Raw genomic sequence first — 16,488 nt, forward strand, 5'->3', positions numbered from 1 at the left:
AGGCGCCAAGCATGGCGACGCGCGTTCTCCTGACGATCGATACCGAGCTGACCTGGCGCCATTATTCGCCGGGGCAGGGGTGGCGCGAAAATTTCGTGCACAGCTACGAGGCGAGCGGGGTCGGGATACCCTACCAGCTCGAACAGCTTCGGCGGCACGGTCTCAGCGCCTGCTTCTTCGTCGATCCGATGCCGGGGCTTCTTTACGGCGCGGAAGTCGTCCGCTCGATGGTCGAGCCGATCCTCGCCGCCGGACAGGAGGTTCAACTCCATGTCCACAGCTTCTGGGCCGATCTGGCGACCGGCCGGGAGCAGCCTCGGTTCGAATTGACCGGGCTCAGCCTTCAGGAGCAATGCGATCTGATCGGTTCGGGGATCGACCTTCTGGTCGAGGCCGGCGCTCCCCGTCCGATCGCTTTTCGCGCCGGCAGTTATGGCGCGGACCTCAACACGCTCGAAGCGCTGCGACAGCTCGGGTTGAGGTACGACAGCAGCCATAACGGCGCCGAACATCCGTGGCCCAGCCAGCTGCCTCTCGATCGCCCACTCATTGCCCCGACCACCTGCGCTGGGATCGTCGAGGTTCCAGTGACCCTGATAAGGTGCCGAGGCGGCCTTCGCCCATTCCAGATCTGCGCCCTGTCGACTCAGGAAATGCGTGCGGCCCTCCGTCACGCGGCCGAACGGTCGCACCCGGTCGTCACCATCGTCGGCCACAGCTTCGAACTTGCTACCCGCGACGGGCGGCGTGCCAACCGGCTCGTTCGCGGTCGCTTCGACCGGCTCTGCGCCTTCCTTGCGGATCATGGCGAGTCGATGCCGACAGCGAACTTCGAGTCGCTGCCCGCGCTGCCGACGGGTCAGAAAGCCGATCCGATGCCCGAATGGCGGCTGCGCACAGCCCGTCGGATGGCGGAGCAGGCTTGGGGAGCGGCCCGCTACGAGCGGCCCAGGATCGGGCTTGCGATTGCGGCGATTCCGCCGCTTGCCGCGATGGAGGAGCTGGTTGCACTCGCCAGCCTCTGAAGTCGTGCTGCCGTTCAGGGTCGGAACGCGCACTATCTGGCGGCTGCGTCGCCGCCTTGTCCGGCGGGCGCTGCCGCTGGAGGAGGCGTTGGCCGGCCGACTCCCGAGACTGCCCGCGCTCGACGGCGCCGACGGCTATCTTGTCACGTCGCTGCCGGTCGCTTCGGCCGAGCGCCTGATCGGCGATCGAGCGGATCTCCACGCTTTTGTCCGCCAGCGTTACCGGCGAAGCTACGCCAGCCTCGAATCGTCGTTCGAAGCCTATCTGTCGGGCTTTTCGGCGAAGACCCGATCGACCCTGAGGCGCAAGCAGCGCCGGCTGGCCGAACGCTCCGGCGGGGCAATCGACGCGCGCTGCTATCGGACGGAATCGGAGATCGAGACTTTTCACCGGTGGGCCCGCAGCCTCTCCGAGCGCACCTATCAGGAGCGGATGCTCGGTGCCGGGCTACCCGACGGATCGGGAGCGGTGGCGGAGATGAAGTCGCTCGCCCGCAACAATGCCGTCCGGGCCTGGCTCCTGTTCGTGGACGACCGGCCGATCAGCTATCTCTACGCGCCAGCGGAAGGCAAAAGCCTGCTTTACGCCTTTCTGGGTTACGATCCGGACTTTGCCGACTATTCGCCCGGTACCGTGCTCCAATTGGAGGCCATGCGACAGCTTATGGACGAAGGCCATTTCGCTTATTTCGACTTCACTGAAGGCGATGGCGAACATAAGAGGCGGTTCGCGACCGGCGCCATCGACTGCGTCGATCTGCTGCTTGTCCGGCGGACGCCGGCCAATCTTCTCGCCGGTAAGGCTCTGAACGGTTTCGATCGTCTCGTGGCCTTGACCAAGCGCCTCGTGAGCCGGGCATGATCGAGATCTGGCTGGAAGGCGGCATCGCTCCCGCCATCGACTCCGCCGCCACCGCTGCTGCCGCAGCCTGCCGCTTCCTTAGACAGGCCTGGTATGAAGCGGGGAACGGCGCCCGATCGTCGACCCTGGTCGGCGCCCGTTCGGACAAGGCGATCATCGCCGCCCTGCCGACGACAAGTCTCGGCCCCCAATGGCTCGGCCTGCGCGCGGTTCCCGGCAGCTACTGGCCCTTCCGAAGCTTTCCCATCAACGAGGACGCTTCCGACGACGAGCTCGCCGCCTTCTTCGCGTCGCGCCAGGCGCGGCGGGCGCTCGGCCGGGCCTGGCGCCTGGGGCCGGTGCCGCAGGATGATCCCTCGGCGAGTCGGCTGCTTCGGATCGCCGAGCGCTGCGGCTTTTCCGTCCTGACCCGGCCAGTCGGTTCAACCTACGTCCTCGACATTTCCCAGGAAGGATGGCCCCGCTCATCGACCCTTCGCAACCTGCACAAGCAGGAGAAGAGGCTGGCCAAGCTCGGGCTCGTGGAGTGGCGCTTCATCAGCGGCGACGACTGGACCGCAGATCTGTTCGAAGCGCTTCGGACGATCGAGCGCAACAGCTGGGCCGGGCGGGAAGCCGGTGCCGATCCCAAGTTCATCGACCCGCGGCTGGGCTGGGAGGCCATGGTCCGCGATCCTGTCCTGGCCGACATGCTGAGCGTCGGCCTGCTCTGGATCGACGGTCAGCCCGTCGCCTTCAGTTTCGGCCTCGACTGCGGAAACACCCGCTATGCCATCGCCACCAGCTATGATGAGCGCTTCGCCCGCCACAGCCCTGGCTACGTCACCAATTACCGGACCTACATGCATGTCCGGGAGCGGGGTGTCGGGTTGCTCAACCTTGGCACCGGCGACGGTGGCGAGAAGAGCAGCATGGGAGCGACCGCCGGCCCGGAACTGATGGACCATCTCTTCGTCCGCAGCCGGGCGGCAGCGCGCCTCCTTCGGCCGCTCTGGCGCGGCTGACGACCGAAGGGCTAGCGCCAAGCACCTTGCGCTGATCTGAAAGCCGGTTCAGATTCCCGCTTTGGAGGGGCCGAATGAACGATCTCGCACAGACCGCCGTATCGGCCGAGAAGGCCCCGCGAACCGAGCGCGGGCGGCGAACCGTCCGAAAGCTGCTCGAGGCGGCCGCTCAGGAGTTCGGGGAGCGCGGCTTCCACGATGCGGCGATCACCGGCATCACCGCCCGGGCCGGCGTGGCGCTCGGCACCTTCTACACCTATTTCGAAAGCAAGGAGGAACTGTTCCGGGCGCTCGTCCGCGACATGAGCCATGCCACCCGCAGCCATGTCGCGGAAGCGGTGGCGGGCGCCCCCGACCGACTCGCCGCCGAGCGGATCGGACTTGCCGCCTTTCTGGCCTTCACGCGCAGGCATCCGGAGCTCTACAGGATCATCGAAGAAGCGCAGTTCGTCGCCGAGGACGTCTATCGGGAGCATTACCGGACATTCGTCGACGGCTACCGCCAGGGGCTTGCCGCCGCCCGCAAGCGTGACGAGATTTCGGACGGACCGGACGAACTGCGGGCCTGGGCCCTGATCGGGATGAGCGTCTTCCTCGGCATGCGATACGCCATCTGGGACAAGGACATGGCTCCAGAGAAGGTGGCCGATCTCGCCATCGATTTCGTTTCCGAAGGTTTGAGGAAACGGCAGACATGATCGGCGACATCCCCGACCTGATCGCCAGGCGGGCCGAACTCACCCCCGACAAGATCGCGATCGAGGCGGTCGCGAGCGGACGGACCGTCACTTATGCCGAGCTCGATCGCCGTTCCGGGCTCGCCGCGGCCCTGCTCGCCTCGCTGGGCGTCGGCCAGGGTGACAGGATCGCGATCCTGTGCCGCAACCGCCCGGAATTTTTCGAGCTGCTGTTCGCCAGTGCGAAGCTGGGCGCAGTGCTCGTCCCGCTGAACTGGCGAATGCCGCCGGCAGAACTGGACGGCTTGATCGCCGATTGCGAGCCGAGCCTTCTGGTCCATGACTCGCGCGATCGGGAAATCGTCTCGCGCCTCGGCAATCCGCCTCCCGGTCTCGATCTCGACCGCGACTATGAAGGCGCCCTGGAGGCGATCGAACCGCGACGGTGGCGGCGGCTCTGGCCCGCCGCCTCGACCTGGTACCTGCTTTACACTTCGGGAACGACGGGCCGGCCCAAGGGGGTCGTCTACACCTACCGGATGGCGCTTGCGAACTATGTGAATATCGGTTCCTGCATCGATCTTCGCTCGAGCGACGTCACCGCCAATTTCCTGCCACTCTTCCACACCGCGGGAATCAACCTCCACAGTCTGCCGACCCTGATCGCTGGCGGCCGGGTCCTGGTTCTCGACGCGTTCGACGCCGACGCGCTCGTCGATCTCTTCCGGCACAAGCGTCTCGACGCCTTCTTCGCCGTTCCGACCGTCTATCAGAGCCTGCTCGATCATCCCCGCTTCGCCTCGGCTCCCCTCGACCATGTTCGACATTGGGGGTGCGGCGGCGCCCCGCTGCCCGACGTGCTCGTCCAGCACTTCCGCGAACTCGGCGTCCGGGTGTGCAACGGCATGGGGATGACCGAAACCGGTCCGACCGCCTTCCTGCTCGACCCGGCCGACGCCTGGGACAAGGTCGGTTCGGTCGGCAAGCCGCAGCTGCTCTGCTCGGTTCGGATCGTCGACTCCAGGGGCGACGATGTCCCCGAAGGGGAAGTGGGCGACCTGCTCTTTTCCGGCCCCGGAGTCACTCCCGGCTACTGGCGCAACGAGGAGGCGACCCGTGCCGCCTTCACCGAGGATGGCTGGCTCCGGTCCGGCGACCTCGCCCGGCGCGACCAGGATGGCTTCTACTACATCGTCGGTCGGCGGAAGGAGATGTTCATCTCCGGGGGTGAGAATGTCTATCCGGCGGAGGTCGAGAACGTGCTCTGTGCCCATCCCGCCGTCGCCGATGTCGCCGTACTGGGCCAGCCGGACCCCCGATGGGGAGAGGTCGGACGAGCCTTCGTCCAGCTCGCCGAGGGGGCGAGGCTCGATGGCGCGGAGCTTCGCGAATATTGCCGGCAGCGGCTCGCCGCTTACAAGGTGCCGGTCAGCTTCGAGTTCGTCGCCGAATTCCCGCGAACCTCGGCGGGCAAGATCCAGAAGCACCTGCTCCCATGAGCACGATCGAAACCGCTCGAGCGCTGGTCAGGCAGGGGCGCCAGGCCGAGGCCGTCGCGCTGGTTGAGCGGGAGGCGGCGGCCGGCGACACCGAGTCCCTCCTCATGTTGGCTCACTGGCGGCTGTTCGCTCTGTACGGCCCGCGCGATCTCCCGGCGGCTCACAGGCTGCTGGAGGCTGCAGCCGCCAAGGGGCAGGTCGAAGCCGCCCGAACGCGCGCCTTTCTCGTCGCCAACGGGACGGGCTGCCAGACCGATCCGCTCCTTGCGCGCCGGATCCTTGAAGGCATTGCGGGGAAGGATCCCTTTGCCGCCCTGCAGCTTCAGTTCCTGCCGAGGATGCTTCCGGAATCGGCGGCCGGCGATGCGGCTCGCGAGACGCTCTCGAACGCGCCGCGGATCGAGCTGATTCGAGGTCTGCTGCTGCCGGAAGAGTGCCGTTACGTGATGACTCTGGCCGAGCCGAACCTCGAACCGTCCTTCGTCATCCATCCGGTCAGCGGCCAGCGCGTTCCGCACCCGACCCGGACGTCGCATGGAACGAGCTTCGGGCCCGTGCAGGAGGATCTCGTGATCAACGCCCTCAATCGGCGGCTGGCCCGGGCGACCGGAACCGAAGCCGCGTGGGGCGAACCCTTGCACGTGCTCCGCTATCGTCCCGGGGAAGAATACAAGCCGCATATCGATGCCCTGCCCGGCGTGACAAATCAGCGGACCTGGACGGCGCTCGTCTACCTGAACGAGGGCTATGGCGGCGGTGAAACCCAGTTTCCGGAACTGGGGATCTCCGCGAAGGGCCGGATGGGCGACGTCCTGATCTTCCAGAATCTCCTGCCGGACGGCCGCGGCGACCCGCGAACGCGTCACGCCGGGCTTCCCGTAACCAACGGGATCAAATGGCTGGCGACGCGCTGGATCCGCCAGTCGCCTTACCATCCCTGGGACATGTGAGCATCATCGCGGAGTTCACCGAAGTCGAGAGTGGCAAGCGCAACGGCCGCCCGCAGCTCGCCGCAGCGCTGAACCGGGCGAAGGTCATGGGGGCGAAGTTGGTGGTGGCGAAGCTGGACCGCCTCAGCCGCGACGCCGAGTTCACGCTCAAGGTCCGCAACAGCGGCGTGGATTTTGCCTGCGCCGACAACCCAGACGTGAATCGCCTCACCATTGGCCTCCTGGCGGTCATCAATGAGGATGAGCGAGACCGCATCGCGGAGCGCACCAGGACGGCGCTGACCGCTGCGAAGGAGCGCGGCGTGAAGCTCGGCAACCCCAACGGAGCTGCTCCGTTGCGGCGAGCCAACAAGGGCAACACGGCAGCCCTCGAAGCCGTCAAGGCGAACGCGGTTGCGCGTGCGGTGGACTATGCGCCCATCATCTCAGATATTCGAGCGGCGGGAGCGGTTTCCTTACCGTCCATCGCGAGGGAGCTGAATGAGCGCGGGATCGTCACTCCGCGAGGCGGGCGCTGGCATCCATCGTCGGTGCGGAATCTTCTGTCCCGCCTTGAGTTGCGCTAGGTTCTCGCGGGCCGCTGGTAGCGTCAGACGTTGCTCGCGGAATCGGCTCCCTCTAGCTGCCCAACAGCCCCTCCACGTTCGGCAGCATCGACGGGCTGCGTTCACGCTAGATTGGATAGAATATAGTGTTGGACCCTACTGACTTGCTCGCGCTGAGCCGCCTTGCTCCTGCGCTGCTTGACGCGGACGAGGCGTCGCTTGCAGCGGCGGTGAACAGCGGCGGCCTGCTGGACCACGCAGGGTTCACCAAGGGCAGCGAAGGCGCATTAGCGGCGTTCTACGCGCCCTTCGACTGGATCAACGACAGCGCCGATATCGTGATCCTCGGAATCACGCCGGGAAAGCAGCAAGCGGAGGCCGCTCTGCTGGCGATGCGTCGCGAACTGCGGGCAGGAGCCACCTTCGAAGATGCAGCCGCTCGGGCAAAGCAGGAGGCTTCATTCAAAGGCGAGATGCGCGAAATCGCTGCCCTGCTGATGGATCATTTTGAGTTGAACAGCGTGTTCAACCTATCGTCCTGCTCCCTGCTGTTTGAGGAGGCAGCCGCAAGGGTGCATTACACATCAGTGTTTCGCTACCCTGTCCTCGAACTCAAGAAGGGCCAGTGGAAGAACTACTCGGGAGCGAACTGGGCTCGATCCGCCTTCCTTTGGGATATGGTTGAGAGACATCTTCTCCATGAGCTGCAGCGGCTGCCAAACGCATGGTTGGTTCCGTTCGGCCCGGTTCCAAGCGGCGTTTTGGAACAGTTGAGCAGCCGCGGATTGGTTGACACCCGCCGGGTCCTCAGTGGGCTCAATCATCCGTCCGGGCAGCAGTGGAACCGGCACAACTGCCAACTCGGTCGTGTGGACCACTCGCGGTGTAGTGCGAACGTTGGATGCGCCACGATCCAGATGCGCTCCCAAGCGCTTCGAGAGCGCGTTCGCGCGACACTCGCAGACGGTTATAGCGCGTCCAGCCGTCGTGCGAGTTGATCCCCGTTGCACAAGATGACTCCGGTAGACGAAGCAAGCTCTATGGCCGCTGGGGTAAACCCTCCGGTGCTGCACACTACCCCGAAATCAACCTTGTAATGCGCGCGGGCCGCGGCTGCTTCTTGGACCGCCTTTACGCCCACAGGCTTGCTCGTGTCCTTACATTGGATGGCGAACGCTAGCCCGTCCTTTTCTGAAACGAGATCGGCGCCATAGTCCCCAGTTCGAGGCGTTCTTCGAACTTCAAACCCCGCCGCCTCCAAGAGGCTCTGGCAGTCTTGTTCGGAATCGAGCCCGTTGGATTTTGAGGACCCTCCGCGCCGTGAGATTTCGCGTTCGATTAGAGGAAGAAGGTGCTCCGGATGATCGCGATAGCCGTTGTCCCGCGATCTGCCGTAAGTCCGATTCATCACCTTCCTGATACCCTCCAACGCGGGCTCAACGTTCTTTCGGCCCAAAGCATCAAGTTGGACATTGGTCGCATAGATGTTGTGGAGCAGCGCTCGGTTTGGCTCCACAGTCTGTCGGCGGGGGCGTTCGCCACCTCGAAACGGGTCGGCACGTAGCATCCGTCGCGCCAGATGCCGCTGTGGCGCCGGATCACGTCGATGATGCGCTGATCAGGAATCCCGAAACGATCGGCAGGATCGTCAGTCATCTTTCATCTCCAAAGTTGGTCCTTTGGAGTTCTTGATCCTCTCATTGTCGCCTCGTCGAGGCCGTGCCCTCGCTATCCTTCCTTGTTGTAGCCGCCGCCGCGCAGCGGGGGCGCAGACGCCTGCCGGTGCGCTGTCGAAGCAGCGCTGGAGGCCCCGACGCGAGAGCGGCGCACCCGCCACAGTCCGCGTCAACACGGCGGGGCGGGCAACCCTCGGAGAGCGCAAGGAAGGGATCTATTGCCCGCAGGCAGAGATGATCCCGTGTAGATCTGGGGTGCCCCAGATCTACGGTATTGCGCCTGACTCAGGATAGGAGACAGATCGGGAGATCTGTGATGGTCCGATAATCGGTCCCAATCGTCACGGGCCGTCATTTGTGAGGGATGTGGCGAATAACCCATGCCTCACAAAACGCGGTCTTCTAGGGTCGGGTGATCTAGGAAATGCGACCTGATGGCGACCCTGCGTTCGGAACACATGGCGCAGTAGAGTTGCCGCTCTGCGGCAGCTCTACGGTATTGCGCCTGACCTTGTGCCGGTAACGAACGAGGAAACTTGTTGGGGCTTCTCTAAGCCTCCCGCAGCAATCTGCGCGCTCTTTGGCGGGATGGGTGAATATACCTGATCCGTCACAACCCAACCTTGCTGCCGGGTCTGAGAACCCGACCCGGGAGGCCGTATGGCGGACAGTGACGAAGACAGCATCACCAAGCGGCTTGCCGCACTCCTAGGAGAGGGCGCGTCGCAGACATTCTCTGATGACGGCTCGCTGAGGGCCGCTGAGGAAATGGCCGGCGAAGCTCGGAAGATCGTCGAGAGCCTGGGCACTGATGGCGCTCGGGGCGAGGCTGCGGACCAATTGATCGAGCGGCTAGTGCCCGCCATGATTGACATGAAGCTTTGGCAGGCGGTCGCCCTCGGGAAAAACGTTCATCTGCCTGCGACGGATCAGTATGGGCCGGTCTCCGCGCGTATCGAGCCGTCGGATCCCAAGGTGGCAAAGCCCGCGCGGGGGAACGCATACGGCAAGGTCCACGACAAGGGCCAACAGGCCCCGTCCGATTTCATGAAGCGGCAAGGGCAGGCGGTAAGCCGAGCTGCTGCAAACATCGTTCGGCTTGAGCAGGAACTCGAAACTGCAAGGGAGGACTTCAAGCAACTCGAAGCTGGCTTGAAGCTGTTCGCCACCACTTGTCTGCTGACGGAACTGAGGAAGGCAACAGCGTCAGTTTTCGCGATGGGACCGGCTTGGACCTTGCTTCGAGCGATCCGCGGCCGGACGGGAGTCGAGGTGGCGGCGGCGGACAGCGAGATCGAGACCCAGCGGATACTTGTTGTCCTCCATGCGCTCCGAGAGCACGAGGCGTTCGAGCAGGAGTTGAAGAGCGCCATCCACGCCGTCTGTGTCAGATACGGCGGAGAGGCCGCACGCCGAGGCAAGCCGTTCGACGAGTTCGATGACCCATGGGATTACGAAGAGATCATCAGCGGACTGAGCTGGCCACCGTATCCGGACGAACGCTGATCTGTTCGCTGCCGGCGGATCATGTACTGAAAGCGAACGCGTCGCGCGGCTTGGCGGAATAGCGGCTGCTTCGGTTGCTGCTGGTGAAAAGCTCCAGCCAAGGAACCAGAAGTAGATGGACGCGAGGTCGCCCAGCGCTCCTGACGTGCCAGCGGGAACTTGCAACGCTACAACGAGCCGTATCTCACGGCTGAAATCAGCTTATGAGGTCCGCCGGTCGTGGTGTCGGCGGCGCTAAGGGCGAGCGCCACCGAGCCTCGCTCGTCGACACGGCGCATGCGAACCGCTAGGGCCGGGGACGAGAACGCCGCGGTCGGCGAAGGATACGAGGTTCGTGCAACCAATGCTCAGCGACAATGCGCGGGACGAGCCGAGGCCCTCCCGTAGCGGCGCGAACCGCCCGCGCGTCAGCGCTACCGCGAGACAAAGGCGGCAACGGTGACGCTGCAGGTTCCTAAAGGCGCCTCAGTTCGGGACATCGAGGCGTTGCTCGGCCAAATCGCGCGCGAACCTGGAGCGGCCGAACTTCGCCTCCGCATCGGTAGCGCGTCAACCGGTGGTATGCTCGCCGATGTCTGGGCCGCGATCCTGGTGGGCACTGCGGCACGACAGTACCCGCTCGAGCTTGTAGCGTGGGGTTTGCAAACCGCGATCACGCCCGCCTCAGCAATTGCCACAACCCTTCCGTTTCTCGCTGCTTTGTCGCTCGCGCGCAGAGTCACGAGCGACGCAGGTGAGCCCCTCGACACGGCTGCCGCCCGTCGCTTTTACGTCACGCGCCGACGCGGCATCGTCGATCCCGAGAGCGGCGCGGAGCAGACGCTGGTCGAGTTCGACCCGGACCATAGCATCGCCCCCATCCTTCGTGGGGGCGAGGGGTTTGAGGCGGTTCCGCCGCGCCTCCGCGCAAGGCTTCTCGATCAACTGATCCTGCGCTTCCGGCGCAAACTAGAGATCGGCGCCCTGCGCCGCGGCATCGATCCGGTCGGCGCAGGTCCGGCCGGTGATCTGGGGCAATTCCTCGTGGAGCTGCGCGACAACGGCTTGGAACATGGGGCGAGAGACCCTGAAGGTCGAGTTCAGTCCGGAACGCGGTTTTTGCGCATTCGCAAGCACGTCGCGAACACGCGCTCGCAACTCCTGGAGCGCACCGGGAGCTCGGCAGCGCTTCGTCAGTATATCGAAGATAGCTTTGCCCCCGACCAAACGCCGGCGTTGATCGAGGCGTCCGTGTCGGATTTCGGACCGGGGATGGTCGACGGCTTCATCGCGTCCGCGGCAGCGCGCGGTGTTAATCTTCCGCGCGCCACACTGCTCGACGCACTGATCTATGATCGCCTAACGTCCAAGGCGGGCGACCCCTCCGCAGGGCTCGGCATCCAGAAAGCACTGGCAGCGGCGGCGCGGATGCAAGCCTTCGTGTCGCTTCGGACGGGTGAATTCTGGAAAGTGGCAGCGTTCACCGGCACCGACCCCGACATCCGGCTTAAGGATGTGCCGGGCAGCCCCCACCCTAAGGTCGCGGGGACGCACTGGCAGATCCTTTGGCTGCAACCCTGAGTCGCGGCAGGGTCCATGCACGTTTTTACCGCCACGCTCACGCGCGAAAATCCCGAGATCACCCTCCTCGTCGCCCAATTTTCGAGCGAGCTCAGCTTAGAGTCGCTCTTTGATCAGATATACCGCGGCTACCCCGAGGACCGCCTGCGGGCGAGCGCGCTCGTCATCCGCGCCGATGTGCGCGATCAGTTCAATCGCGCCGCGCTGGCAGCCGCCTGCGCAGGGACGGCGACGGCAGCGAGCCCGTTCCTAACTGCACTCGCCGCAGCACGCGCCGATCCCAACCGGCACTTCAAGCGGTTCGCTGAGATGCCGGTGCTGGTGCTACATGCGGAGGATTGCGAGCCGGCGCTGTCCGGAGACGTTAACCCGCTCGCGTCACCGTCTGAGCTCGTGACCTCGCATGTCGAGCATCCTGACACGCTTGCTGACCTTTGCGACGCGGAACTGCGCTGTCTTGTCGAAAAATCACGTGCGCATCTCCTTCCGATCGAGGGCAGCTACTATGAGCCGCCGTCGCATCGACCGGCTCGGTCGTTTCTGCGCGTGGGCAATATCCAATATTCTGCGCAAGCAATCGATGCGGTCACGTTCTGGCTCCTACCCTATCTGAAGGAGAGCCGCGCCATTTTGGTCGACACTTGGTCGCTCTCCTCGATTGCGTTCAACGCAAGCCGGGTTCTCGCGGCAATCCGCGGTGAGCCGCCGATCGCGGTTGAGATGCTCAGTCACTACCAGGATGATAGTGAGGAGCGGCGCGCAGCGCTGATTGAGATCCTCGATCGGCTGACAGCCGACGTCGCGATCCGAGACGAAGTCGAGGCGCCAGTGGCGGTGACCTGCATCGTCAGCGCCACTCAGACTGGCTCTCTGATCGAGGTGCTCGAGGATCAGATCCAGCTGTCCGGGCTCGACATTGATCTCAAATTCGTCGCAGTCTTCCGCCTGGGCAAGACCGGCGAGCTTCCGGCATTGTGCGATCTCTCAGATGATCCCGGCTTCGCACCGCTCGACACCGCAGATCTCGGCAGCCGCGTCACCATTCCAATCGATCCGCAGGTCTATTTTCCGCTGACCTACAAGGACGTGGAGCACCTCCCGTTGGCGGCGGACGCGGCGCCCTTCAAACCCTTTCTGACGCTGGCACGCGGCCACGGCATTCTTTCGGTCCACCGCGACCAGCCCTCGGACAATCCAATCCGCCATCATGGCATCCATGTCGACACCCAAGCACTGTTCGCCCTCGCAACCTTCGAATTGCCCTTCCGCGCCGCAGTCCGCGCGCTCAATCCTCTGCCGGCGCTGATCCTGACGCCGCTCCACGCTGCCGCCGCTCGCTTGGCCGAGCTCGCGGTGGAGGAGATCACGGCAATCACTGGGACGGCGCCTGTCCGCCTCGAACACACCAGTCTGCAGCTCGCGCAAACAGGACCGCGGGCGGCGGCGGACGCTGCCCTCCGTGACGCTCTACTGGCCATACCAGCAGACTCGGCGATACTTATCCTCGACGACTGCTTCGTCACGGGTGCGCGCATGACGGGCTATCAATCGCGGCTGCGGCAGCTCGCCCTCCGACCGCGCCTTCACTATTTAGTCGGGCTGGCCCGGCCCGACGACCCGGTCAAGTGGAAGCGGTTCCAGCGCCTCGTCGGCTTTCGTTCGCCCGAGACGCGCGCGCTGTTCTACGGCAATACCGTAGGCGCCATCCTCGAGACCTGCCTCCCCAATTGGCAACGTCACCAGTGTCCGTGGTGTCAGGAGGCGCTCCTCCTCGAGCGCCTGCTAGCGCGTGATGCGTCTACCCCGCCGCCGGCGTTCGTGTCGGAACGCCTTACGCGGCTCGCTGACACCGCCGCCGGGCTCCAGGACGACCTCTTCCTCGCCGATGCCGGCGACGCCGCGATCAAGCTCTACTCGGGATCGGTGTTCGCCGAGGAAGGCAGCAGCCAGGCGGAGGTCTTCGCCGCGCTCGCCGCCGCGCTGCAGCGCCTGCGCGTTCACCCGAGCGGCGATCGCCCCGTACTGGGTCCGCGGCGGTATCCCGTGGCAACAGTAATCAAGGCCGACGACTATCTCCGCGTCACCTATACGGACTCCATTCTGCGCGCGAGCTTCCTGCGCGCCGCCACTGCTGAGGAATTGGTCTATACCGCTCGAGACAAAGAGGCCGCGCGCACCGACCTGATCACGGCCATCCTGACCGCGGCGGAGAACGACGTTCGGGATCTCGCACCCGAATTGGTGTTAGCGCACGTCGCCGGAAAATGCGCCATCGCGCCAAACCTCCGCGCCTCTCTGCTACCGACGCGCGCGGCGGCGCTGCTGACTCTAGCCCGCGCTCGGGCGGCGCCCGCCGAGTCCACCGCCGATCAGGCTGGAGAGGAGAGCTGGAGGGTCTGAGCAAGCTCGGTCCATTCCCGCGAGGAGAGGCCGCTCGTCTCCTGATTGACCGCTTCGCCCCGCAACAAGCGCCGAACGCATTCGAGCGCTGTCGCAGAAAACGTCGCAGCGTTCATCTGGTACTCGAGGAATGCCTCGTGCGTGTAGGGGACCCAGCGGCGGACGACATCGAGCAGCAGCTCAGCGTAGGCGCGGATCTCATATTGTGCATGAGCATCGGCCCGAAGGCGCAAGAAGCGTAGCAAATTGTGGAGGTCCACTTTCCAATACCACTGGGTGTAGGTGCCGAGACCGAGCCCAATCCGCGCGAGCTCGCGGCTAAGGCCTTGACGCGTAGGATCGATGCGCTGCCCATCCTCGCCTTCGTTGAGCAGCCATAGATAATGGTCGTAGGAGCGGTCCGCGTCGTCGCGCAGCAGCTGCTGCACGCCAGCGGCCTGCTCCGGGGAGAGCAACTGCTCACGGCCTTGACGATTTGCCGACGACTGGCTCGCCAGCTGCGCTGCGTCGGGAATGTAGAACTCGCGGTCGAGAATCGAGTAACGGGCCGAATACTCGTTGACGTTCGCAGTGCGGTGCCGGATCCACTGACGCGCGACGAATATCGGCAGCTTTACGTGAAGCTTGATCTCGCACATCTCGAACGGTGTCGAATGCCAGTGGCGCATCAGATAACGGATGAGCCCGCGATCCTCGCTGGCCCGCTTGGTGCCACGGCCGTAGGAGACGCGTGCCGCCTGCACGACTGCCGCGTCGTCGCCCATATAGTCGATCACGCGCAGAAAGCCGTGATCCAAGACGGGGAGGGCCTGCATCAGGATTTCTTCAAGCGCGGGAACGCTCGCGCGTCGGGTTGGCGTGGTGGCGTCCCGCGCTGCGTTGATGGCCTGCTGCTGCTCGTCGGTGATCATGGTGGCTCCGTGCGCTCGCCTAAGCGGGGTCGTGGCGATTGGCAAATCCGATATGGCGCGCAAGGTAGCCTCACGCGCTCGCCCCCCGACACTTGGACGAATAACCGCTTGCCGCAACTCATCGCGCCGACGGGAATAAGCTGCAAGACACTGTTCGTGTCACCTGTGGTTCTTGAACGAAAATCGGCTTCCCTGATCGGAATAGGACATCGGAATGGCTGATGTCCGGCGGCGAAGGTGACGCCGATGGTAAGGCTGAGTCACTCCGCGCGCTGCTTCCGCTGACCCGCGTCGCTCCGGATGCGACGGTGCCGACCGCTGCCGACCCGGGATCGCATTTCCATCGGAAGCAGCATCATCGGCGCTGCAACCACCTCGCCCGTGATCTCGGGAACGTAGCGCTTGATGAATTCCAACCGCTCGGCCAGGACGACATCCAAGCCTTCGGTCTTCATGCGCTTCGAATAATGCTTGGCGTTGGTGCCCTGGCGCGAGTGGCCCATGATGTCGGCGCGCATGATCTCGTTGACGCCATCGACTTCGTAGAAGGAGGAGCCGAGCGACCGGATCGAGTGTATGTCCGGGATCTTGCCCTGCTCGTTCACCGGCAGGGTCATCCGGTCGGCTATCCATTCGACCATGAAGCGCCAGGCGCGGTCATAAAATTGTGCGCCACCCCGCTTCGCCTCGAAGAGGTAAAGCTCGGGGAACAAGGCGACGTGACCTTCCGCGCGGATGGCTTCCACATAGTCGAGAAAGCCCAGCCGGATGAGCTCGGGATGGATGGGCAGCTTCCGCCGCCGCGCAGCGCGCTTCTCACCCGCCTTCTCTCCGTCACGTCCACGAGTGAGGTTGTCCCGGATATCAATATACGGGACGGCATGATCGGTGGTGACGTCCGCCACCTCAAGGCCGCAGATTTCCTCCCGACACGCGTGCGTATAGTACCAGATGAGGGGCGCGAAGTAAGCAGCGTCATGCCAGATCTGTGCCCCGAACTCCGCTTCCTTGAGCCGCCGCTTTCCAAAACCGCCGCCCCTGTAAAGCGGCGAGTTGAACAGGCACTGCAGGTGCGCAGTGGTCCAAGGTGGCCGCAGATCGGTGCTGTCGCTCTCCTTAATGGCGACCGTCGCGCCGCTGAAATCCATCACCTTCGCGCCGGACTGCCTCGGTTTCCAGGCTGTCTGCTCCAGATGCTTAGCCACCGTGCTCATCGTGCTGAGGTCGCGGTTGATCGTCTTATTATTGCGCCGCTGCTCCGGCGAAAGTGGGGGAAGCTCGCCCACAACCTCCGCGAACGGCCGCGCCATCGCCCCCCAGGTCAGCGTGCCAAAGCGGAAGGTCGTCGGCAGCTTCATGAGTCCGGCCTTGAACGCTGCTACATCGCGGTGATCGTAGGTGCCGAGTTCCCGATTACCAGTGATCCAGGCGAAGGTCTGCATGATCCGCCGCTTCTGGTCTCATCCTTCCTTCCAGACGCCCTCAGCCTTCAGTTCCGAGATGATCGCTTCGATGACTTCGCCGAAGCGTCGGCTATCGTAGATGAGGAATTGACCCCCATGCGGCGCCGCGGTCGATGTCGCGAGGATAGGTGAAACGTCATCTTGACGAGGGATGCCACCCGCCTGCCTCGTAGGCTCGCCCAGGTCAGCTAGCAGTGCACGCATGGGGTCGGGGGCATCCAGGACATCGTCGTCGAAGAGGCGCTGCGCTCGGGACGACCCGACGGCACGAGCTCGAATGAGATGGGTGCGAGCTGCGGCGATGCTGCCGGGGTGAACAGGTGCGCCGATGGCGGCGAGCCTCTCGACGACGACTTCGTCGGGGGATCATCTCCCTCACGTGCTCGATCAACTCCTTGGCGTGCCTGCCC

The 16,488-nt window shown here is 64.4% G+C and carries 14 protein-coding genes; 11 read left to right on the top strand and 3 right to left on the bottom strand.

Translation table 11 applies throughout. The features are described from left to right. Window positions 1-11: 11 nt before the first annotated feature. The 8 genes from ACRYLT_RS07455 to ACRYLT_RS07490 all read left to right on the top strand — a co-directional run bounded on the left by ACRYLT_RS07455 (window position 12) and on the right by ACRYLT_RS07490 (window position 7,560). A complete protein-coding gene (locus ACRYLT_RS07455; protein ID WP_482663453.1) occupies window positions 12-1,025 on the top strand; it encodes a polysaccharide deacetylase family protein in 1,014 nt (337 codons plus the stop codon). Then, window positions 1,006-1,887, top strand: a complete 882-nt coding sequence (locus tag ACRYLT_RS07460) for a GNAT family N-acetyltransferase (protein ID WP_482663454.1) — start codon at window positions 1,006-1,008, stop codon at window positions 1,885-1,887. The genes ACRYLT_RS07455 and ACRYLT_RS07460 overlap by 20 nt, the downstream gene beginning before the upstream one ends. Continuing rightward, on the top strand, window positions 1,884-2,891 hold the full coding sequence (locus ACRYLT_RS07465; protein ID WP_482663455.1) for a GNAT family N-acetyltransferase: 1,008 nt from the start codon (window positions 1,884-1,886) through the stop codon (window positions 2,889-2,891). The genes ACRYLT_RS07460 and ACRYLT_RS07465 overlap by 4 nt, the downstream gene beginning before the upstream one ends. 74 nt (window positions 2,892-2,965) lie before the next feature. Beyond that, entirely contained in the window at window positions 2,966-3,589 is a 624-nt protein-coding gene (locus ACRYLT_RS07470) for a TetR/AcrR family transcriptional regulator (RefSeq protein WP_482663456.1), read from the top strand. Next, the gene (locus ACRYLT_RS07475; protein ID WP_482663457.1) at window positions 3,586-5,067 is read left to right on the top strand and encodes an acyl-CoA synthetase; all 1,482 of its coding nucleotides are present in this window, start codon (window positions 3,586-3,588) and stop codon (window positions 5,065-5,067) included. The genes ACRYLT_RS07470 and ACRYLT_RS07475 overlap by 4 nt, the downstream gene beginning before the upstream one ends. Then, on the top strand, window positions 5,064-6,017 hold the full coding sequence (locus tag ACRYLT_RS07480) for a 2OG-Fe(II) oxygenase (RefSeq protein WP_482663458.1): 954 nt from the start codon (window positions 5,064-5,066) through the stop codon (window positions 6,015-6,017). Before ACRYLT_RS07475 ends, ACRYLT_RS07480 begins: the two co-directional genes overlap by 4 nt. Then, window positions 6,014-6,583, top strand: a complete 570-nt coding sequence (locus tag ACRYLT_RS07485) for a recombinase family protein (protein WP_482663459.1) — start codon at window positions 6,014-6,016, stop codon at window positions 6,581-6,583. The genes ACRYLT_RS07480 and ACRYLT_RS07485 overlap by 4 nt, the downstream gene beginning before the upstream one ends. A 143-nt stretch (window positions 6,584-6,726) precedes the next feature. After that, window positions 6,727-7,560: a hypothetical protein gene (locus ACRYLT_RS07490; protein WP_482663460.1), complete on the top strand. Its 834-nt coding sequence runs from the start codon at window positions 6,727-6,729 to the stop codon at window positions 7,558-7,560. Here the strand turns inward: ACRYLT_RS07490 and ACRYLT_RS07495 are convergent. Then, window positions 7,530-8,129, bottom strand: a complete 600-nt coding sequence (locus tag ACRYLT_RS07495) for a restriction endonuclease (protein ID WP_482663461.1) — start codon at window positions 8,127-8,129, stop codon at window positions 7,530-7,532. The genes ACRYLT_RS07490 and ACRYLT_RS07495 overlap by 31 nt on opposite strands. Window positions 8,130-8,898: 769 nt before the next feature. Between ACRYLT_RS07495 and ACRYLT_RS07500 the strand changes: the two genes are divergently transcribed. From ACRYLT_RS07500 to ACRYLT_RS07510, 3 genes are all read left to right on the top strand, one after another. Then, entirely contained in the window at window positions 8,899-9,744 is an 846-nt protein-coding gene (locus tag ACRYLT_RS07500) for a hypothetical protein (protein ID WP_482663462.1), read from the top strand. A 438-nt stretch (window positions 9,745-10,182) separates the two neighbouring features. After that, a complete protein-coding gene (locus ACRYLT_RS07505) occupies window positions 10,183-11,304 on the top strand; it encodes a hypothetical protein (RefSeq protein WP_482663463.1) in 1,122 nt (373 codons plus the stop codon). A 15-nt stretch (window positions 11,305-11,319) separates the two neighbouring features. After that, a complete protein-coding gene (locus tag ACRYLT_RS07510; RefSeq protein ID WP_482663464.1) occupies window positions 11,320-13,704 on the top strand; it encodes a hypothetical protein in 2,385 nt (794 codons plus the stop codon). Here ACRYLT_RS07510 and thyX read toward each other — a convergent pair. Next, on the bottom strand, window positions 13,674-14,615 hold the full coding sequence (gene thyX / locus ACRYLT_RS07515; protein ID WP_482663465.1) for an FAD-dependent thymidylate synthase: 942 nt from the start codon (window positions 14,613-14,615) through the stop codon (window positions 13,674-13,676). The genes ACRYLT_RS07510 and thyX overlap by 31 nt on opposite strands. 260 nt (window positions 14,616-14,875) lie before the next feature. Further along, a complete protein-coding gene (locus ACRYLT_RS07520; protein WP_482663466.1) occupies window positions 14,876-16,057 on the bottom strand; it encodes a site-specific integrase in 1,182 nt (393 codons plus the stop codon). Window positions 16,058-16,488 lie beyond the last annotated feature (431 nt).

It is taken from the genome of Sphingosinicella sp. SM1-17, from assembly GCF_056821765.1.